This is a genomic window from Acidimicrobiales bacterium (genome assembly GCA_035540975.1).
Lineage (GTDB): Bacteria > Actinomycetota > Acidimicrobiia > Acidimicrobiales.
In genome coordinates this window covers 1-20385 of the sequence record DATLFN010000132.1, presented here as the reverse complement: position 1 = coordinate 20385, position 20385 = coordinate 1, and the positions used below count along the sequence as shown (strand labels likewise).

The 20385-nt window shown below is 74.1% G+C and carries 18 protein-coding genes; 16 read left to right on the top strand and 2 right to left on the bottom strand.

Annotation, left to right across the window (positions count from 1 at the left end):
• From infB to VM242_13105, 6 genes are all read left to right on the top strand, one after another.
• A partial coding sequence (gene infB / locus VM242_13130) for a translation initiation factor IF-2 (GenBank protein ID HVM06106.1) occupies positions 1-2152 on the top strand: 2152 nt, incomplete at its 5' end.
• Positions 2065-2442, top strand: a complete 378-nt coding sequence (locus VM242_13125) for a DUF503 domain-containing protein (GenBank protein HVM06105.1) — start codon at positions 2065-2067, stop codon at positions 2440-2442. The genes infB and VM242_13125, both read left to right, overlap by 88 nt.
• Positions 2435-2809 (top strand): ribosome-binding factor A, encoded by a 375-nt coding sequence (locus VM242_13120; protein HVM06104.1) that lies wholly within the window; start codon positions 2435-2437, stop codon positions 2807-2809. The genes VM242_13125 and VM242_13120 overlap by 8 nt, the downstream gene beginning before the upstream one ends.
• A complete protein-coding gene (locus tag VM242_13115) occupies positions 2796-3782 on the top strand; it encodes a bifunctional oligoribonuclease/PAP phosphatase NrnA (GenBank protein HVM06103.1) in 987 nt (328 codons plus the stop codon). Before VM242_13120 ends, VM242_13115 begins: the two co-directional genes overlap by 14 nt.
• On the top strand, positions 3779-4648 hold the full coding sequence (truB, locus tag VM242_13110; protein HVM06102.1) for a tRNA pseudouridine(55) synthase TruB: 870 nt from the start codon (positions 3779-3781) through the stop codon (positions 4646-4648). Before VM242_13115 ends, truB begins: the two co-directional genes overlap by 4 nt.
• Before the next feature lie 74 nt (positions 4649-4722).
• Positions 4723-5661, top strand: a complete 939-nt coding sequence (locus VM242_13105) for a bifunctional riboflavin kinase/FAD synthetase (GenBank protein HVM06101.1) — start codon at positions 4723-4725, stop codon at positions 5659-5661.
• Positions 5662-5778: 117 nt separating this feature from the next.
• Here the strand turns inward: VM242_13105 and arfB are convergent, their stop codons facing one another.
• Complete coding sequence (arfB, locus tag VM242_13100) at positions 5779-6192, bottom strand: alternative ribosome rescue aminoacyl-tRNA hydrolase ArfB (GenBank protein ID HVM06100.1); 414 nt, start codon at positions 6190-6192, stop codon at positions 5779-5781.
• Between the two features lie 108 nt (positions 6193-6300).
• Here arfB and rpsO point away from each other — a divergent pair, with 108 nt between their 5' ends.
• From rpsO to VM242_13070, 6 genes are all read left to right on the top strand, one after another.
• The gene (rpsO, locus tag VM242_13095) at positions 6301-6558 is read left to right on the top strand and encodes a 30S ribosomal protein S15 (protein HVM06099.1); all 258 of its coding nucleotides are present in this window, start codon (positions 6301-6303) and stop codon (positions 6556-6558) included.
• A gap of 154 nt (positions 6559-6712) precedes the next feature.
• A complete protein-coding gene (locus VM242_13090; GenBank protein ID HVM06098.1) occupies positions 6713-9196 on the top strand; it encodes a polyribonucleotide nucleotidyltransferase in 2484 nt (827 codons plus the stop codon).
• Positions 9197-9211: 15 nt separating this feature from the next.
• Positions 9212-10462, top strand: a complete 1251-nt coding sequence (locus VM242_13085) for a pitrilysin family protein (protein ID HVM06097.1) — start codon at positions 9212-9214, stop codon at positions 10460-10462.
• Positions 10463-10482: 20 nt separating this feature from the next.
• A complete protein-coding gene (gene dapB / locus VM242_13080; GenBank protein HVM06096.1) occupies positions 10483-11256 on the top strand; it encodes a 4-hydroxy-tetrahydrodipicolinate reductase in 774 nt (257 codons plus the stop codon).
• Between the two features lie 187 nt (positions 11257-11443).
• Complete coding sequence (locus VM242_13075; GenBank protein ID HVM06095.1) at positions 11444-12415, top strand: metallophosphoesterase; 972 nt, start codon at positions 11444-11446, stop codon at positions 12413-12415.
• A complete protein-coding gene (locus tag VM242_13070; protein ID HVM06094.1) occupies positions 12412-12912 on the top strand; it encodes a hypothetical protein in 501 nt (166 codons plus the stop codon). The genes VM242_13075 and VM242_13070 overlap by 4 nt, the downstream gene beginning before the upstream one ends.
• 9 nt (positions 12913-12921) lie before the next feature.
• Here VM242_13070 and VM242_13065 read toward each other — a convergent pair whose 3' ends face one another.
• The gene (locus VM242_13065; protein HVM06093.1) at positions 12922-13653 is read right to left on the bottom strand and encodes a hypothetical protein; all 732 of its coding nucleotides are present in this window, start codon (positions 13651-13653) and stop codon (positions 12922-12924) included.
• Positions 13654-13887: 234 nt separating this feature from the next.
• Here VM242_13065 and VM242_13060 point away from each other — a divergent pair, with 234 nt between their 5' ends.
• The 4 genes from VM242_13060 to VM242_13045 all read left to right on the top strand — a co-directional run.
• Positions 13888-17076 (top strand): EAL domain-containing protein, encoded by a 3189-nt coding sequence (locus VM242_13060; protein HVM06092.1) that lies wholly within the window; start codon positions 13888-13890, stop codon positions 17074-17076.
• A gap of 137 nt (positions 17077-17213) precedes the next feature.
• The gene (dapA, locus tag VM242_13055; GenBank protein ID HVM06091.1) at positions 17214-18134 is read left to right on the top strand and encodes a 4-hydroxy-tetrahydrodipicolinate synthase; all 921 of its coding nucleotides are present in this window, start codon (positions 17214-17216) and stop codon (positions 18132-18134) included.
• Positions 18127-19791: a ribonuclease J gene (locus VM242_13050; GenBank protein HVM06090.1), complete on the top strand. Its 1665-nt coding sequence runs from the start codon at positions 18127-18129 to the stop codon at positions 19789-19791. Before dapA ends, VM242_13050 begins: the two co-directional genes overlap by 8 nt.
• 111 nt (positions 19792-19902) lie before the next feature.
• Positions 19903-20385: hypothetical protein (locus tag VM242_13045; protein HVM06089.1), on the top strand; the 483-nt coding region annotated here is incomplete at its 3' end.

The following is a 20385-nucleotide window of genomic DNA, read 5'->3' as shown; positions in this document are numbered from 1 at the left end:
GGACCGCCCCGGCGGTCCGGGCGGCCGCCCGTCCGGCCCCGGCGGTCCCGCCCGCACGGGCGGCGCGCCGCGGACCGGCGGCTTCCCGCCCCGGCCCGGCGGCGCCCCCGGCGGCGCCGGCGGCGGAGGCGGCTTCGGCGGCCGCCCCGGCGGGCCCGGCACCGGCTTCGGCGGCCGTCCCGGTGGGGGCGCCCCGGGGGGTGGCCCCGGTGGCTTCGGCGGCCGTCCCGGCGGCGGCCCCGGTGGCCGCGGCCGCCCGCCCCGTCGCAAGGGGGGGCGCCGGCGCCGGCCGCTGGAGGAGCTGGAGCCGTTCGACCCGAGCAAGGGCTACGCCCCGTCGAACGTGCCCGTCCCGATGGGCGAGATCATCGTCGAGCGGGGCTCCACCGCCCAGGACCTGGGCCCCAAGCTGAACCGCTCGGCGGGCGACATCATCCGCTTCCTGTTCCTCCAGGGCGACATGACCACGGCCACGTCGCCCCTCTCCGACGAGGCCATCGAGCTGTTCGCGGCCGAGGTCGGCGCCACCGTGCGCCTGGTCGACCCCGGCGAGGAGAAGGAGGCCGCCCTCCAGAAGAAGTACTTCGAGGACGACGACGAGGACGACGACGACGACCTGCTCCGGCCCCGGCCCCCGGTGATCACCGTCATGGGCCACGTCGACCACGGCAAGACCAAGCTGCTGGACCGCATCCGCGAGGCCAACGTGGTCGAGGGGGAGGCGGGCGGCATCACCCAGCACATCGGTGCCTACCAGGTGGAGAAGGACGGCAAGCTCCTCACCTTCATCGACACCCCCGGCCACGAGGCGTTCACGGCCATGCGGGCCCGGGGAGCCAACGTCACCGACATCGTGATCCTGGTGGTGGCGGCCGACGACGGCGTCATGCCGCAGACGATCGAGGCGCTCGACCACGCCAAGGCGGCCGAGGTCCCGATCGTGGTGGCGATCAACAAGATCGACCGCGAGCAGGCCGACCCCACCCGCGTCATGCAGCAGCTGTCCGAGCTCGGACTCACCCCCGAGCAGTGGGGCGGCGACACGATCATGGTGGAGCTCTCCGCCCTGCAGAACCTGGGCGTCGACGACCTGCTCGAGCAGCTGCTCCTCGTGGCCGAGGTCCAGATCGCCGACACCCTCGTCGCCAATCCCGAGGCCCGGGCGCGGGGCGCCGTGCTGGAGGCCAACCTCGATCCCGGCCGCGGCCCCGTCGCCACCGTCATGGTCGAGAACGGCACCCTGCGGGTGGGCGACGCCATCGTGGCGGGCGCCGCCTGGGGCCGCGTCCGCGCCCTGCTGGACGACCGGGGCGACAAGATCAAGGAGGCGCCGCCCTCCACGCCCGTCCAGGTGCTCGGGTTCTCCGACGTGCCCAGCGCGGGCGACGACTTCCGCGTGACCGCCACCGACAAGGTGGCCCGCGACATCGCCGAGCAGCGCGAGCAGCGCTTCCGGTCGGCCGACCTGCGCAAGACGCCGTCCATGGCGGGCACCACCGCCCGCCTGGAGGACATCTTCGAGCAGATCCAGCGGGGCGAGACCGCCACCCTCAACCTGATCCTCAAGGCCGACGTGCAGGGCTCCCTGGAGGCTGTCACCGAGAGCCTCAAGAAGCGCGAGCGGGACGAGGTGAAGCTCAGCTTCGTCCACCGGGCCGTGGGTGGCATCACCGAGAACGACGTCCAGCTGGCCACCGCCTCCAACGCCACGATCATCGGCTTCAACGTGCGCCCGGACCGCAACGCCCGGGCCATGGCGGAGTCGGAGAACGTCGACATCCGCACGTACGAGATCATCTACAAGCTGATCGAGGACATCGAGGCGGCCATGGTCGGCATGCTGGCGCCGGAGTACGTGGAGGTCGTCACCGGCGAGGCCGAGGTGCGCGAGGTCTTCAGCGTCCCCCGGGTCGGGAAGGTGGCGGGGTGCTACGTCCGCAACGGCGTCATCACCCGGGGCTCCAAGGTGCGCTTCCTCCGCGAGGGCGTGGTCATCTGGAACGGGACGATCACCTCGCTCAAGCGGTTCAAGGACGACGCCCGCGAGGTCCAGACCGGCTTCGAGTGCGGCATCGGCCTGTCGGACTTCCAGGACCTGAAGGCGGGCGACGTCATCGAGACCTACGAGGAGCGCGAGGTCCCACGCACGTAGCGCACCTCCGGGTCGACCTGCGCATCCCGCTCAGCCATTCGCTCAAGGAGAAGCGGGCCGTGGTCAAGCCCATCCTCGAAGGGGCCCGGCGGCGCTGGTCGGTGGCGGCCGCCGAGGTGGGCCACCAGGACCGGTGGCAGCGGGCCGAGCTGGGCTTCGCCGCCGTGGGCCCCGACGCCGGCATCGTGGAGGACGTCCTGCGCCACGTCGAGCGCTTCGTGTGGTCCTTTCCCGAGGCCGAGGTGCTGGACAGCTCGGTCGGGTACTCGGAGGTCGACGCCGGTGCCTGACGGGGCCCGGGGCCGCCGCTACCCCCGCATGGTGCGGGTCAACGAGGTGGTCCGCGAGGTCGTGGCCGAGGAGCTGGAGCGCCTGTCGGACGGCGACGAGCGCCTCGGGCTGGTCACCGTCACTGCCGTGGACGTCGACGGCGACCTGCGCCACGCCCGCGTCCTGCTCAGCTCGCTGCCCCCACCTGCCGAAGAGGCTCTCGAGGACCATCGGGTGCGGATCCAGGCGGCCATCGGCCGGCAGGTCCGTCTCAAGCGGACGCCTCAACTTTCCTTCTCGGTCGACCCTGCGGTAGAGAGTGGGAAGCGGGTTGAGGACATCCTCCGCGACCTGCGACTGGCGGAAGGCGACGATGCTGACGGATGAGCTGGACCGAGCGGCGGAGGCGATCGACGCGGCGCCCGAGGTCGCGCTCGCCTGCCACGTGACGCCCGACGGCGACGCCCTCGGCTCGCTCCTCGCCCTCCACGAGCTGTGCCGGGCCAACGGCAAGCCGTCCATCGCGTCGTGGTCCGAGCCGTTCGAGGTGGGGCCCCACTACCGCTTCCTGCCCGGGCTGTCGCTGGCGACCAAGCCGGCCGACTTCCCGGCCGAGCCCGACCTGATGATGACGTTCGACTGCGCGTCGATCGAGCGCCTGGGCCAGCTGGCCCCCGCCGCCCGGGCCTCCCGCTCGCTGGTCGTGGTGGACCACCACGCCAGCAACGACCGCTTCGGCACCATCAACCTGGTCGATCCGGACGCGGCCGCCACCGCCGTGGTGGTCCGCCGGCTGGCGGCCCGCCTGGGCTGGGCGCTCAACCACGACGCGGCGGTGTGCCTCTACACCGGCCTGGTCACCGACACCGGGCGCTTCCAGCACTCCAACACCACCACCGAGGTCTTCGCCCTCGCCCAGGAGCTGGCGTCGTTCGACCTGCCCATCGCCGCCATGAGCCGGCAGCTGTTCGAGGAGCACCGCTTCGAGTACCTCCAGCTGGTCGGGGACTGCATCGCCCGGGCCCGGCTCGACCCCGACCTGCACCTGGTGTCGACGTGGGTGACGACCGCCGACCTGGAGGCCCACGGCTGCACGCTGGAGGAGACCGAGGGCCTGATCGACATCATCCGGCGGGCCGCCGAGGCCGAGGTGGCGTGCGTGCTCAAGGAGGCCCCCGAGGGGATCCGGGTGTCGCTGCGGGCCGCCACCGCGCACGACGTCGCCAAGGTGGCCGCCCGCTTCGGAGGCGGCGGCCACCGCTACGCGGCCGGGTTCACCGCCCCCGGGTCCGTCCCCGAGGTGCTGGCCGCCATCAAGGGCGTCCTGGCCCAGGACCCCCCGCCGGCGCCGTCGAGTTGACCCCGATCGACGGCCTGGTGGTCGTCGACAAGCCGGCCGGGTGGACGTCGCACGACGCCGTCGCCCGCTGCCGCAGGGTGTTCGGCCAGAAGCGGGTGGGCCACGCCGGCACGCTCGACCCCGGCGCCACCGGGGTGCTGGTCGTCGGCCTGGGCCGGGCCACCCGCCTGCTGCGCTTCGTCACCGACCTGCCCAAGTCGTACGTGGGCGAGGTGGTGCTGGGCGTGGCCACCACGACCCTGGACGACGCCGGCGTCGAGACGGGCCGGTGGGACATGGCCGGCGTCCTCCTCGACGAGGTGCGGGCGGCGGCCACGACGCTGGTGGGCGAGATCGACCAGGTGCCGCCCATGGTGTCGGCCCTCCAGGTGGGCGGGCGGCGCCTCCACGACCTGGCAAGGGCCGGGGTGGAGGTGGAGCGGGCGCCCCGGCGGGTGACCGTCCGGCGCTTCGACGTGGTCCCGGCCGAGGAAGCCGGCGTCTTCCGCGTCGAGGTGGACTGCTCGTCCGGGACGTACGTGCGGACCCTGGCCGCCGACGTGGGGACGGCCCTGGGCGGCGGCGCCCACCTCCGCCGGCTGCGCCGGACGGCCATCGGCCCGTTCACCGTGGAGGAGGCCGTTCCCCTCGACGCCGTCGGGACCGACGCCGTGCTGCCCCCGGCGGCCGCCGTCCGCCACCTGGTGCCGGCGGTGGTGGCGCCCGAGGTGGCCGCCGCCGTGGCCACCGGGAAGGTGCTCGCCCCGGCCGATCTGGGCGTCTCGGGCGAGGGGCCGTGGGCCGTGCTCGACGCCGCCGGCACGCTCCTCGCCGTCTACGAGGGGCACGGCGAGGGGCGGGCCAAGCCGTCCGTCGTCCTCACGTGAGACGTCTGGCACCAGGAACCGGCACCATGGTGCCGGTTCCTGGTGCCGGACGGGGGCCTGGGTAGCCTCCTCGGGTGGACGTCCTCGCCGGCCTCGACGCCTGCCCGCGGCCCGAGCGGGGCACGGTCGTCACCATCGGCGCCTACGACGGCGTGCACCTCGGGCACCGGGCCCTGCTGGCCCGGGTGCGCCGCATGGCCGACGACCTGGGCGCGGCCGCCGCCGTCGTGACGTTCGACCGCCACCCGGCCACCGTGGTGCGCCCGGAGTCGGCGCCCCGCCTGCTCACCGACCTCGACCAGAAGCTGGAGCTGCTGGAGACCACGGGCATGGACTACGCCCACGTGATCCGCTTCGACGAGGAGCGGTCGAAGGAGTCGGCCGAGGACTTCGTCCGCGCCGTCCTGGTGGACTGCCTGGCCGCCCGGGCCGTCGTCGTGGGCCACGACTTCCACTTCGGGCACCGGCGCCGGGGCAACGTGCCGCTGCTCCAGCAGATGGGCGCCGAGCTCGGCTTCGACGTGCTCGGCATCAGCCTCCTGGCCGACGAGGCGGCGGGGGAGCCGGTGTCGTCGACCCGCATCCGCCGGCTGCTGGCGGCGGGCGACGTCGTCTCCGCCTCCGCTCTCCTCGGCCGCACCCACGAGGTGCGGGGCACGGTGGTCCAGGGCGACCGGCGGGGCCGCCGGCTGGGGTACCCGACGGCCAACGTGGTCGTCCCCGCCGAGATCCTCCTGCCGGCCGACGGCATCTACGCCGGCTGGTACCGCCGGCCCGACGGGTCGGCGCACCGCACGGCCATCTCCCTCGGGCGGCGCGCCACCTTCCACCCCGACGCCGAGGCGTCCGTGCTCGAGGCCTACCTGCTCGACTTCGACGGCGACCTCTACGGCGAGCGGGCGGGCGTGCGCTTCGTGGCCCGCCTGCGCGACGACGCCCGGTTCGACTCGGTCGACGCTCTGGTCTCCCAGATCGACGCCGACGTCGCCAACGCCCGAGCCGTCCTCGCCTGAGCGCCGGCGCGCGACCGGCGGCCGTGCGGCCGGGCCGCGCTGGTTCTCTGGACGGATTGCACCGCGGTGCGGTGCGGAGCGTCCACAGAACGGGCCGCCGCCCGGTCGGGATCGGATTCAGTCCTCGGTGGGGTGCTCCGAGCGCAGGCGCTTGCGCTCCGACTGCTGGCGCTTGGCCTCCAGCCGCCGCTCCTTGGCCCCCTTGGAGGGGCGGGTGGGCCGGCGGGGCACCTCCACCCGGAGGGCGTCGGCCAGGCGGGCACGGAGGCGCTCGAGGGCGAGGTCCCGGTTGCGGGACTGCGAGCGGGAGTCGGAGGCCACCACGCGGACCACGGGCCCCAGGCGTTCCAGCAGGCGGGCCCGCTGGCGCGGACCGAGCGACGGCGACCGGGCGACGTCGAAGCGCACCTCGACCCGGGTGTCGGCCGTGTTGGCGTGCTGGCCGCCAGGGCCACCGGACCGGGAGAACCGCCAGTCCAGCTCGTCGGTCGGGATGCGCAGGGACGGGCTCACGCGCAGCTCCTCGGGCACGCCGATGACCGTACCGGGGGTTTCCCCCTGGTCCCTGCTAACCTGCTCGGAGCGCTGCGGCGACCGCCGGAGCGCGCCCCAGACGCAATCAGAGGTTCGAATCGCTCCATGCCCGACAAAGCGGCCACCATCGCCGACCACCGGCTGCACGAGACCGACACGGGCTCGCCCGAGGTGCAGATCGCGCTGCTGAGCCAGCGCATCGACCACCTCACCGCACACCTCAAGATGCACAAGGGCGACCATCACACCCGTCGAGGCCTCATGAAGATCATCGGCCAGCGTCGCCGGCTGCTCGACTACGTCAAGTCCAACGACGTCGAGCGCTACCGGACGATCATCGGCCGGCTCGGCCTTCGCCGGTAACAACCCAGAGCACCACCGCGAGCGGCCCCGAGGGCCGCTCGTTCCATACCGAAGGCGGTGACGGCGTCAGCTGCCAGTGGCCACGGGCCCGCTCCGGCGGGAACGTGACCACTGGGAACTGGCCCGGCCGCCGCCCCTCCTGAGAGGAGCGCAAGTGGCAGAGGCCATTTCCGTCTCCGGTCCCGTCACCGGGACCGACAAGACCCTTTCCTTCGAGACCGGCAAGCTCGCCGCCCAGGCGGGCGGCGCCGTCGTGACCCGCATCGGCGACACGGTGGTCCTGGTGGCCGCCACCGCCGCCAAGAGCGTGCGGGAGGGGATCGACTTCTTCCCCCTCACGGTGGACGTCGAGGAGCGCATGTACGCGGCCGGGAAGATCCCCGGCTCGTTCTTCCGCCGTGAGGGCCGGGCCACCGACCAGGCCATCCTCACCTGCCGGCTCATCGACCGCCCGCTGCGCCCGTCGTTCCCCGAGGGGTTCCGCAACGAGGTCCACGTCGTGGCCACCGTGCTGAGCGCCGACCAGCACAACCCCCACGACGTCATCGCCATCAACGCCGCCTCGGCCGCCCTGATGGTGTCCGACATCCCCTTCGACGGTCCCATCGGCGCCGTGCGCATCGCCTACGACACCGAGGGCGGCTGGGTCCCCCACGCCACCTACCAGGAGGGCGACGCCGCCACCTTCGAGCTGGTCGTGGCCGGCCGGGCCCTGGACGACGGCGACGTGGCGATCATGATGGTGGAGGCGGGCGGCACCGAGAACGCCTGGAGGTACTACCAGGAGGGTGCGCCCAAGGTCACCGAGGAGGTCATCGCCTCCGGCCTGGAGGCGGCCAAGACCTGGATCAAGGAGTCGATCGAGCTCCAGCGCCAGCTGGTCGACAAGGCCGGCACCAAGGAGACGCTCGCCTTCGAGTCGGCCAAGGACTACGGCGACGACGTCTGGGAGGCGGTGAAGGAGGCGGGCGCCGGCCCCATCGGCGAGGCCGTCACCATCCCGGGCAAGACCGAGCGCAACACGGCGCTGGAGGCGGCGGCCGGGACCGTCAACGCCGCCCTGGCCGAGGCCTTCGCCGGCCGCGAGAAGGAGATCAAGGCCGCCGTCCGCAGCCTCACCAAGGCGCTCATCCGCAAGCGGATCGTGGAGCAGGGCTTCCGCATCGACGGCCGCGGCCCGACCGACATCCGGCCCCTCAGCGCCGAGGTGAAGGTCCTGCCGACCACCCACGGCTCGGGCCTGTTCCAGCGGGGCGAGACCCAGGTGCTCAGCGTCGCCACCCTGGGCATGCCCCGGATGGACCAGCTGCTGGACACCATCGGGACCGACGAGCGCAAGCGGTACATGCACCACTACAACTTCCCGCCCTTCTCCACCGGTGAGACCGGCTTCATGCGGGGCCCCAAGCGCCGGGAGATCGGCCACGGCCTGCTGGCCGAGCGGGCGCTGCTGCCCGTGGTCCCGCCGCTGGAGGAGTTCCCCTACGCCATCCGGGTGGTGAGCGACGTCCTGTCCTCCAACGGCTCCACGTCGATGGCGTCGGTGTGCGGCTCGACCCTCTCGCTGATGGACGCCGGCTGCCCCATCAAGGCGCCGGTGGCCGGCATCGCCATGGGCCTCGTCTACGCCGAGGGGAAGTACACGACCCTCACCGACATCCTGGGCGCCGAGGACGCGTTCGGCGACATGGACTTCAAGGTCGCCGGCACGGCCGAGTTCGTCACCGCCCTCCAGCTGGACACCAAGATCGCCGGCATCCCCGCCGACGTGCTCGGCCAGGCCCTCCAGCAGGCTCGCGACGCCCGCATGACGATCCTCGAGGTCATGGCCGGCGCCCTCGCCGAGCCCCGCTCCGAGGTGGCCGCCACCGCCCCCAAGATCGTCAGCATCACCATCCCGGTCGACAAGATCGGCGAGGTCATCGGTCCCAAGGGCAAGGTCATCAACGCCCTCCAGCAGGAGACGGGCGCCGACATCAACGTGGACGACGACGGCATGGTGGGCACCGTCACCATCGGCGCCAAGGACGGCGCAGCGGTGGAGGAGGCCCGCCGGCGCATCGAGCTGATCCTCGACCCGCCCAAGGCGCAGATCGGCGCCGTGTACACGGGCCGGGTGGTCAACGTCACCAAGTTCGGCGCCTTCGTGAACATCCTCCCGGGCCGCGACGGCCTGGTCCACATCTCCAAGCTGGGCCAGGGCAGGCGGGTGGAGCGGGTGGAGGACGTGGTCGACCTGGGCGACGAGATCACCGTCCGGGTGGACGACATCGACCAGCAGGGGAAGGTCTCCCTGTCGCCCGTCGGCGCCGATGGCGCCGACGCGAACGGCGAGGGCGGGCCTGCGGCCCGACGGCCCTCTCGTTCCGACGAGGCAGGCCCTTCGGGCGTCTCGCCGGTCGGCGCCTCGTCGGCGCCGAGGGCAGGGTCCGGTCCTGCGCCGACGGCGGGGGCGGAGACGGTGAGCTTCGAGGCGGAGTGGGAGTCGGAGGCGGCCAAGGAGTTCGGCGACCTCGGCCCCGCGCCCGTGTCGGGGACCAGCGGCGGCGAAGGGTTCGGGGGGGCCCGCCGGTCCGACCGGGACGACCGCGGCCCGCGCCGCAACCCGCGGCGGGGCGGGGGCGGCGGCCGCCGCTAGGCGCCGGTCCCTGCCTTGATCGAGACAACCGAGCTGGGCAACGGCATGACGGTCGTCACCGAGCGCACCCAGGGGATGCGCTCGGTGAGCGCCGGGTTCTGGGTCGGCACCGGGTCCAGGGACGAGGCGCCCGGGATGTTCGGCGCCTCCCACTTCCTCGAGCACCTGCTGTTCAAGGGCACCGCCGCCCGGACGGCCCGCCGGATCGCCGAGGAGGTCGACGCGGTGGGCGGAGACATGAACGCCTTCACCACCAAGGAGTACACGGCGTTCTACCTGCGCGTCCTCGACGACAGCCTCGGCCTCGGGCTCGACATCCTCTCCGACATCCTCTGGAGCCCGGCGTTCCGCCCCGAGGAGGTGGAGGCGGAGCGCCAGGTGATCCTGGAGGAGATCCTGATGCGGGCCGACGAGCCCGCCGACCTCGTCCACGAGGTGTTCACCGAGGCGCTGTTCCCCGACCACCCGGTGGGCCGCGAGGTGCTGGGCGACGAGGAGACCATCGAGGCCATGAGCCGCGAGGACATCGCCGCCTTCCACGCCCACCACTACCGGCCGGGCAACGTCGTCTTCGCCGCCGCCGGCCAGCTCGACCACGCCGCCGTGGTCGACGGCGTGGCCCGCCGCTTCGCCGGCGCCCGGGGCGGGGCCGCCCCCGACCGGGCCGTGCCGGTGGACCCGCCCCGGGCCCTGGCCGTCGACGCCCGTCCCACCGAGCAGGTCCACCTCGTGCTCGGCGTGCGCAGCCTCGACCGCCACGACGAGGACCGCTACGCCCTGGCCGTCGTGAACCACGTCCTGGGCGGCGGCCTGTCGTCGCGGCTGTTCCAGAAGATCCGGGAGGAGCGGGGCCTGGCCTACTCCGTGTACTCCTACCGGGCCGCCTTCGCCGACTCGGGGGCGCTGGCCGTCTACGCCGGCACGATGCCGTCCCGGGTGGCCGAGGTGGTCGGCCTGGTCCGCGACGAGCTGGACGCCATGGCCGGCCACGGGATCACCCCGCGCGAGCTGGAGGTGGCCAAGGGCCACCTGGTCGGGGAGATGGCGCTGTCGTTGGAGGACTCGGCCGCCCGCATGAGCCGGATCGGCCGCAGCCAGCTCGTCCACGGGACGGTGCTCACCGTCGACCAGGTGGCCGAGCGCATCGCGGCGGTGACCATGGAGGACGTCGAGCGGGTCGCCGCCACCGTCCTCGGGAACGAGCGGGTGCTGGCCGCCGTGGGCCCGGTGGACTCGGGCGAGCTCGACGTCGCCCAGGTAGCCTGACCCCCATCATCCGGGTCGGAGTGTTCGGCGCAGGGGGGCGAATGGGTTCCACCGTGTGCCGAGCCGTGGCCGACGACCCCGAGCTCGAGCTGGTCGCCGCCGTCGACCCCCACCACCGGGGGATCGACCTCCGCCAGGTGATCGGCGACGGAGGGGCCGGGATCCAGATCTCCGGCGACTGCGACGCGCTGACGTCCGCCGGCGCCGACGTGGCCGTCGACTTCACCCAGGCGGCCGCCGCCCGCGCCAACCTGCGGTGGTGCGCCGCCAACCGGGTCCACTCCGTGGTGGGCACCACCGGGCTGGGCGACGGCGACCTGGCCGAGCTGCGGGCCAACTTCACCGACGGCGTGAACTGCGTGGTGGCACCCAACTTCGCCATCGGCGCCGTCCTCATGATGCGCTTCGCCGAGATGGCGGCCCCGTGGTTCGAGACGGCCGAGGTCATCGAGCTGCACCACGACTCCAAGGTCGACGCGCCGTCGGGGACGGCCATGCTCACCGTCCAGCGCATGGCGGCGGCGTCGGGCGACTGGGCCCCCGACCCCACCACCGACGAGGTGGTCGCCGGGGCCCGGGGCGGCGACGCGGCGGGCATCCGGGTGCACTCGGTGCGCCTCCGCGGCCTGGTCGCCCACCAGGAGGTGCTGCTGGGAACGACGGGCCAGAGCCTCAGCATCCGCCACGACTCCTACGACCGCAGCTCGTTCATGCCCGGCGTGCTCGTGGCCGTCAAGGCGGTGGCGGACCGCCCCGGTCTCACCGTCGGCCTGGACCAGCTGCTGGACCTGTAGGGCCGGGCCGGGCGGCGGCCGCGGCGCACGGCTGGTCCGCCGGGTCGGGAGCCGACGACACGCTCGGTCCACGCCCGCCCGGCCCGCCCGGGTCGCGGCACCCGTCGCCGCCGCCGTGCCGGTACCGTCGATCCTGCGTGCCTGGATCGCTCGAGACGGCCGATGCGGCGCCGCCGCGGCGGCGACCATGATCGACCGGGTCACCCGCCGGCAGTTCCTCGCCGCCGCCGCCGGGCTGGCCGGATCGGCAGCTGCCGTCACCCTCCTGGGGGAGCACGTGTGGCCCCTGCTCGCCCGCGAGGACCTCATCCCCGGTCCCGCCCCGGAGATGCTGCTGTCGCCGATGGCGTGGGAGACGTCCGGCCACCAGCTCTCGTTCGTGGCCGTGGGCGACACCGGCAGTGGCGGGCGCCAGGCGATGGCGGTGGCGACGGCGATGGCACGGACCTACCAGCGCGCCCCGTTCGGCCTGGTCTCCCTCCTGGGGGACATCTGTTACTACGGGAGCATCGAGAAGCGCTTCGAGGAGGTCTTCGCCCGGCCCATGCGGCCGCTGACCGATGCCGGCGTCGGGTTCGAGCTGGCCATCGGGAACCACGACGACCAGCTCCGCCACACCGACGAGAGCCTGGCCGAGATCGCCGCCGAGCTGCGCCTGCTCGGGACGCCCGGCCTCTACTACACCGCCTCGCACGGCCCCGTGGACTTCTTCTACCTCGACTCCAGCGTCCCCGCGGTGTTCGGGAGCGGAGCACCCGACCAGTGGGACTGGTTCGACGACGCCCTGGCCCGCTCCACCAACCAGTGGAAGGTGGTGGCGCTGCACCACCCGCCCTACTCGTCGGGCCGCCACGGCTCCACGCCGGGGGCCCGCCAGAAGCTGGAGCCCCTCGTCCGCCGCTACGGCGTCGACCTCGTGCTCGCCGGCCACGACCACCACTACGAGCGGACCCACCCCATCGACGGCGCCACCTACGTGGTCAGCGGCGGTGGGTGCAAGACCACCTCGGTGGGGCGCAGCGACTTCACCGCTGTGGCCGAGTCCACCCTGCAGTTCCTGCACGTCGCCGTGCGGGGCGACCGCCTGGTGGGGACGTCGATCCGTCCCGACGGCAGCGTGGCCGACCGGTTCGCGCTGCGGGCCCGGGAGGGCCGGTGAGGCGCGAGATCGTCGACCGGGTGGCGCCCCCCGTCTACGCCGCCGTCGACTTCGCGGTGATCCTCGCCCCGGCGGTGGCGGTGAAGCTGGCCGCCGACCGGGGGGGCATGGGCGACGCCGAGGGCGTGGACCTCCTCGCGGCCAGCACCGTGCTCGGTCTCGTCCACGCCTTCTTCGCGTGGAAGCGCCTCCAGCACGAGGAGCACGTCGCCGTCCGCCGCGCCGACATGTGGATCTCGGCCGTCGACGCCCTGGTCGTGCTGGCCCTCGGCGCCACCGTGCTGCTGCTCGCCATCCTCTACGGGTTCGCCGACGAGCACGCGTCGGTGGCCGACCGGGGCTACCCCGTGGTGGTCCTGTGGACCGGGGTCCAGGTCGTAGCCGTCGTCGTCGCCGAGCTGACGGGGCGCTTCGTGTTCTGGTGGCTCGAGCCCCACCCGCGGACAGCCTCGGGGGCCCGTTCGTCGTCACCGGCGGCCCTGACGGGCACCGAGTGAGCGGGTCGGTCAGGGCCCGTCCTCGGTGGCGGGCTCGCCGTCGGCCGGCTCCACCGGGCGCTCGCGGGCCGCGTCCTCGAGCTCGCGTTCCAAGGTGCCGATCGACTTGAGCTCCGACCTGCCCCGCCGGCGCTGGTCCCAGATCCAAAAGCACACGGCGAGGATCGAGATCACCGTCAGCGTGGTGTTGTTGTTCGAGTAGAAGCGGTTGACCGCCCCCAGCGGCCCCTCGAAGAACTCGGCGAACCGGTACAGCAGGCTCACCACCGTGACCGTCCCGATGAGGTTGCAGGCCAGGAAGACGACGGGCCTCATCCCGGTGGCGCCGGCCAGCACGCACACGATGGCGCCCGGGAACAGGAACACCATCAGGGGGGCGGCCTTCCGGAAGCCCCGTTCCATGGCCCGCACCAGGCCCACGTCGTCGCCCAGGCGGCTCTCGATCCATCGCACCCCGGCGTCCCCGTAGAGGAAGCCGATCAGGTAGAAGAGCGGGTCGGAGACCAGCCGGCGCACGGTCGCCACCAGCAGGTAGGGGACGAAGTCCACCTTCTCCGCCACCAGGAGCAGGTAGCGGTTGCGGGGCTCCATGGCGACGAGCCACAGCGGGTGGTCACGCAGCAGGCGGGGGTGGAACATGTTCCCGAGCGTCCCGACGATCACCACGGCGATGATGGGGCCGAGGATGAACGCCAGGGTGCGGCGGTCGGGGCGCGGACGTTCGGGAGCGGTGGCGTCCAAGGTGGCCCGACGCTACCGCCCCGGCCGACGGGCATTGCCGCCGCCACCGCCATCGCCGGCTCGCCGGGCGATCCCGGCATCGGGGACGGCGCCTCCCGAAGGGCCGGAAATTCCCCCACAGGCGCAGGCCCCACCTGCCGAAGAAGCGGCCATGGCGATGCCCGTCGCGCCCGCGGCCCGATCCCTGCGGTCGCCGCGCGCCGGCGCCGGGCGGGCGTCCCTCGACGCCAGGGCATGACCCCGGCCCTCCTCCGGACGGCGCCGGGAGCGGGAGTGGGAGCACTGGCCGCCGTCCACGTGGCCTGGGCCGTGACCGGGCTGGGCGGCGAGACGGTCACCCGGCTGGCGTCGCGGGTCACCCTCGTCGTGGCCGCGCTCGTGGCGGCGGCGGCATGCCGGGACGCCGCCGCTCGGAGCGAGGGGCGGGCCGAGCGGGGCTGGGCGCTGCTCACCCTGGCCGCCCGGTGCTGGGCGGGGTCCCAGGCGATCGCGGCCGTGGGTGAGCTGGCGAGCGGGCGACGCCTCGCCGTCCCCTCGCTCGCCGACCTGCCGCGGGCGGCCGCCATGGTCGTCTCGGTCATGGCCGTCCTCGCCCTGGTGGGGCGGGAGGGCTCGCCCACGGCGCGCCTGCGCGGCGTCGTCGACGGGCTGCTGATGGCGGCGTCGGCCCTGTTCGTCTCGTGGGCCCTGGTGCTCGAGCGCCTCCACGGATCGGCGGGCGACGGGCCGGCCCGGGCCCTGGCCGTCGCCTACCCGCTGGGCGACGTGCTCATGGTGTCGCTGCTGCTGGCGGCCGCCGAGCGGGCGGACCGGAAGGTGCGGCGCACGTGGTGGCTCCTCGCCGCCGGCGTCGGCCTCTTCGCCGTGAGCCACGGGATGCTCGCCCACGCCGAGCTGGCGGGCTCGGAGACCCTCCCGTGGGCCCGGTCCACGACGTGGCTGGCGGCCTGCCTGGTGATCGGGCTGGCGGCCAGGACGGCGGGCCCGGCCGGCGCCGAGGGCGGGGCCGAGCCCGGGGCCGGCGGCACCGTCGCCGTCCTCGTCCCCTACGTCGCCCTCGGTCTGGCCGCCGCCCTCGCCCTCGGCCACCACCTCGAGCTGCGGGCGCCCGCCTTCCTGGCCGCCAACGGCGTCGTGCTCGTCGCCCTGCTCCTGGTTCGCCAGTTCCTCGCCCAGTTGGAGAACCTGGAGCTCAACCACCGGCTCGAGGAGCGCGTCCGCCGCCGCACCGCCGAGCTGCACCGGGCCGAGCGCCGCTTCCGCTCCATCGCCCGGCACGCGTCGGAGGTGCTCACCGTGGTCGACGCCGACGGCGTCGTCCGCTACCAGAGCGTCTCCGTGTCCCGGGTGCTCGGCTGGTCGCCCGAGGACCTGGTCGGGCGCCGTCTCGACGACGTGCTCGACGTCGGCGGCGGTGTGCCGGCCATGCACGTGGTCGGTGCCGTCCCTCCGCCGCCGGCGCCGCCGGCGACCATCCGCGGAACCCTGCGGCGGGCCGACGGCTCGGCGTGCCAGGCCGAGATCACCGTGAGCAACCTGCTCGCCGACGACGCCGTGCGCGGGCTGGTCCTCACCAGCCGGGACATCGGCGAGCGCGTCGCCCTGGAGGCCCAGCTCCGCCGCCAGGCCCTGAACGACCCCCTCACCGGCCTCGGGAACCGGGCGCTGTTCCGGGACCGGCTGGAGCACGCCATGGCCCGGACCAGGCGTCACCCCGAGCTCCTCGCCGTGGTGGTGATCGACCTCGACGGGTTCAAGCAGGTGAACGACAGCCTCGGCCACGGGGCGGGCGACCGCCTGCTCGTCGAGGTGGCGCGCCGGCTCCAGGACTGCGTGCGGACGGGCGACACGGTCGCCCGCATGGGCGGCGACGAGTTCGCCGTGCTGATCGAGCGCACCGACCTGGAGGGCCCCGAGGTCGTCGCCCAGCGCATCGTGTACCGCCTGCGCGCCCCGGTCGAGCTGGACGGGCGGGCCGTCGTGACGCACGGCAGCGTGGGCGTGGCCATCGGGTCCACGGTCACGACCAGCGCCGAGGAGCTCCTGCGCAACGCCGACCTGGCCATGTACGCGGCCAAGTCGGGGGGCAAGGGGGCGTACGAGATCTACGAGCGGGAGATGCACGCCGCCGTCCTGGAACGGGTGGAGTTGGAGTCGGCCCTGCGCGACGCCCTTCGCCGCCGGGAGCTGAGCCTGCACTTCCAGCCGCTCGTCCAGCTGCCGGGCGGGCGCATCTCGGGGGCCGAGGCGCTGGTGCGCTGGGAGCACCCGGAGCGGGGGATGGTCCCGCCCGACGAGTTCGTGCCCGTGGCCGAGGAGAGCGGGCTGATCGTCGACCTCGGGCGCTGGGTCCTGGGCGAGGCGTGCCGGCAGGGCCGGCGCTTCCAGCAGGCGTACCCGACCGAGCCGCCGTTCACGATGGCGGTCAACGTGGCGGCCCGCCAGCTCACCAGCCCGTGGCTGGTCGGGGAGGTCCGCAAGGCGCTGGAGGAGAGCCGGTTCCCGCCGTCCAGCCTCGTGCTCGAGATCACCGAGGGCGCCCTCATGCGCGACGCCGCCTCGATCATCCCCACCCTCGAGACGCTGCGGGCCCTGGGGCTGCGCCTCGCCATCGACGACTTCGGCACCGGCTGGTCGTCGCTCAGCCGCCTGCGCTCGTTCCCGGTGGACAAGCTGAAGATCGACCGGTCCTTCGTCTCCGAGATCGGGGCGTCGGACGACGACTCCCCGATCGTGGCGGCCATCGTCTCCATGGCCCACAACCTGAACCTGACCACGGTGGCCGAGGGCGTCGAGACGCCCGAGCAGCTGGCCTGCCTCCACCATCACGGGTGCGAGGAGGTGCAGGGCTACCTGCTCTCCCGGCCGCTGCCGGCCGAGGCGCTCCTCGGGTTCCTGGCCGACCCGGGCGGGATGCTGGAGCCGGCGGCCGCCGTGGATCGGGCGGCGGCAGCGGTGGTGAACCTGCCCGTGGCGCGGCGATCGGGCCACGAGGCGGTCGCCGCCGTGCTCCGGGAGGTCCGGCGGGTGACGGGGGCCGACGGGGTGTTCGTCACCGAGGTGACCGCCGGAGGGGTGCAGGAGGTGCACTTCACCGCCGGTCGCGACGGCTTCCCCGAGGGCACCCGCCTGCCGTGGGCGGGCTCGCCGTGCCGCGAGGCCCTGGAACGAGGGGTCCCCCTGATGCGCGACGTCGCCGAGCGCTTCCCCGACCACGCCCTCGTCCGCGTCGCGGCAGCGGCGTCGCTGGCCAGCGTCCCGCTGCTCGGCCCCGGCGACCGGGTGCTGGGCACGCTGTGCGCCACCAGCCGCCGGCCCGACGGGCTGCCCGAGGCGTCGGGCGTGCTCCTGGAGCTGTTCGCCCGCCTCGTCGTGCTCCACCTCCCGTCCTCCGGCGGCCTCACGAGCACCCGCGCCGGCTGAACCGCCTCGTGGAGGAGGCCGGGCTGGGGCCCCGGCCGGGGAAAAGACACCACGGCCACGGGCGGGGCAGGGGCCCCCGCCTCGTGGAGGAGGCCGGGGCTGGGGCCCCGGCCGGGGAAAAGACATAGCCTGCGGCGATGGGAGCGACGGGGCCGGGAGGCCGATTCGGCGGGGTGCTCACGGCCATGGTCACGCCGTTCGACGCGGACGGGCGTCTCGACCTCGACGCCGTGGCCGTCCTGGCGCGCTGGCTGGTCGCCAACGGCAGCGAGGGGCTGGTCGTGGCGGGGACGACGGGCGAGTCGCCCGTGCTCACGAACGCCGAGAAGCGGGACCTGTGGCGGGCGGCGGCCGAGGCCGTCACCGTGCCCGTCCTGGCCGGCGCCGGCAGCAACGACACCGCCCACTCGGTGGAGCTGACCCGGGCGGCCGAGGACGCGGGAGCCGCCGGCGTCCTGGCCGTGACGCCCTACTACAGCCGCCCGTCGCAGGCCGGCATCGAGGCCCACTTCCGGGCCGTGGCGGGCGCCACGTCGCTGCCCGTGGTGCTCTACGACATCCCCGTCCGCACCGGCCGCCGGATAGCGGCGGAGACGATGCTGCGCCTGGCCCGCGAGGTGCCCAACATCGTGGCGGTGAAGGACGCGGCGAGCGACGTCGCCGGCTCGGCCCGGCTGGTGGCGGCGGCGCCGTCGTCGTTCGAGCTCTACAGCGGGGAGGACGCGCTCACGCTGCCCCTGCTGTCGATCGGGGGGGTGGGCGTGATCGGCGTGGCCACCCACTGGTCGGGCCGCCTGCACGGGCAGATGATCGCCGCCTTCGCCAAGGGCGACGTCGACGAGGCCCGCCGCATCAACGCCGCCCTGCTGGAGTCGTACGCCTTCGAGACCGGCGACGACACCCCCAACCCCATCCCCACCAAGGCCATGATGCGCGTGCTCGGGCTGGCCGTGGGGGAGTGCCGCCTTCCCGTGGGCCCGGCCCCGGACGGCCTCGAGGACCGCGCCCGGCAGGTGCTGGCCGACCTGGGCGACGCCGCGCCACCCGCCCATGGCTGAGGCCGTCCGCATCACCTTCCTCGGCGGCCTGGGGGAGATCGGCCGCAACTGCGCGGCGGTCGAGCTGGGCGGGCGGATCATGCTCCTCGACTGCGGGCTCATGTTCCCCGACCTGGAGATGCCGGGCGTCGACCTCGTGCTGCCCGACTTCACCTGGCTGCGGGAGAACGCCGACCGGGTGGAGGGCTGCATCGTCACCCACGGCCACGAGGACCACGCCGGTGGGCTCTCGTTCCTCCTGCGGGAGCTGTCCTTCCCGATCTACGGCTCCGCCCTCACCCTCGGCCTGGCCCGCAACCGGCTGGAGGAGGCGGGGGTGCTGGACCGCACGGAGCTGGTCACCGTGCGCGACGGCGAGCGGCGCACCATCGGGCCGTTCGACGTGGAGTTCATCCCCGTCACCCACTCGGTGCCGCACGGCTTCGCCACCGCCTTCCACACGCCCCAGGGCGTGGTGCTGCACTCGGGCGACTTCAAGCTCGACCTCACCCCCGTCGACGGCCGCCTCACCGACCTGGCCCGCATCGGGGCCATCGCCTCGGAGGAGGGCATCCGCCTGCTCCTCTCCGACTCCACCAACGCCGAGGAGCCGGGCTACACGGCCAGCGAGTCCTCCGTGGGCGAGACGCTGCGCGACCTGTTCCGCGACAACGCCGACAAGCGGGTGATCGTCACCTGCTTCGCCAGCCACATCCACCGGGTGCAGCAGGTCGCCGAGGTCGCCATCGCCAGCGGGCGCACCGTCGCCACCCTGGGCCGGTCGATGGCCAAGAACGTCGCCCTCGCCCGCGACATGGGGATCCTGCGCATCCCCGACGACCGCCTGGTGGACATCGACCGGATCGGGGATCTCGACCCCCACCGGGTGTGCGTCATCTCCACCGGCTCGCAGGGGGAGCCCATGTCGGCGCTGGCGCTCATGGCGGCGGGGGAGAACAAGCGCCTCCAGGTGGGCGACGGCGACCTCGTCATCCTCAGCTCCCATGCCATCCCCGGCAACGAGATGAACGTGGGCAAGGTCATCGACGGGCTGCACCGGCGGGGCGCCGAGGTCGTGCACTCGGGCATCGCCGACGTCCACGTGAGCGGCCACGCCATGCAGGGCGAGCTGTGCACCCTCTTGTCGGTGGCCCGGCCAGAGCACTTCATCCCCGTCCACGGCGAGTACCGCCACCTGACCCACCACAGCCGCCTCGCCATCCGCATGGGGGTGGCCGCCGACAAGGTCCTGCTGGCCGAGGACGGCGACGTGGTCGAGCTGGGCGACAGCGGGTTGGAGTTCGCCGGCGAGGTGCCGGCCGGCTACCTGTACGTGGACGGCATCGTGGGCGACGTGGGCCACGGCGTGCTGCGGGACCGGAGGGTGCTGGCCGAGGAGGGAGTCGTCCTGGTGGTCGTCACCGTGGACGCCCGGTCCGGCGAGGTCCTCACCGGGCCGGAGATCATCACCCGGGGCTGGGTGTTCGAGCGGGAGGCGGAGGGGCTGCTCGACGAGGCCCGCAAGGTCGTGCGGGCCCGGCTGGAGGAGGTCGTGCTCGAGGAGGGCGGCACCGACTTCGAGGTCATGAAGCGCCACGTGCGCCAGGCCCTGGCCCGTTTCGTCAACGAGCGCACCCGGCGGCGGCCCATGATCGTCCCCGTCGTCATGGAGGTCTGAGCCCCGCCGCGACCGATTCTCGCACCAGGAATCGACCACCTTCGGTCGATTCCTGGTGCGAGAACGTGCGCCCCTGTGGCGCGAGGTGCTCCTGTTACTGTTGTGGTCACTGTGACGACCACCACCAAGCGGAAGTCGCCGGCCAAGCGGCCGGCATCGTCCCGCAAGCCGGCCCGCCGCAGGCCGGGCGGCGCCCGGGGCCGGCGGGGCCCGTCGGCCCTGTCCCGGCTGCGCGCCGCCCTGGCCCGCTCCATCGGCCGCCAGGCCGACGACGTGTGGGGTGTGGCCCTCCTCGTGGCCGGCCTGCTGGCCGCCCTGGGCATCTACGCCGACCTGGCCGGGCCCGCCGGGGGTGCGCTCGGGAAGGTCGCCGGGCTGCTGCTCGGTTGGGGCCGCTTCCTCCTCCCGCCCGCCCTCGCCTGGGTCGGGCTGACGCTCGTCCAGGGCCGGCCCCGGGCCGAGCCGGGGCGGGCGGTGGTGGGCGCCGGGCTCGCCGTCGTGGCCTGCTCGGGCCTCGGCCACCTGCTCGGCGGCGGGCCCCGCCTCGACGCCGGCCGGCCCGCCCTGCGGGGCGCCGGCGGGTGGCTGGGGGTG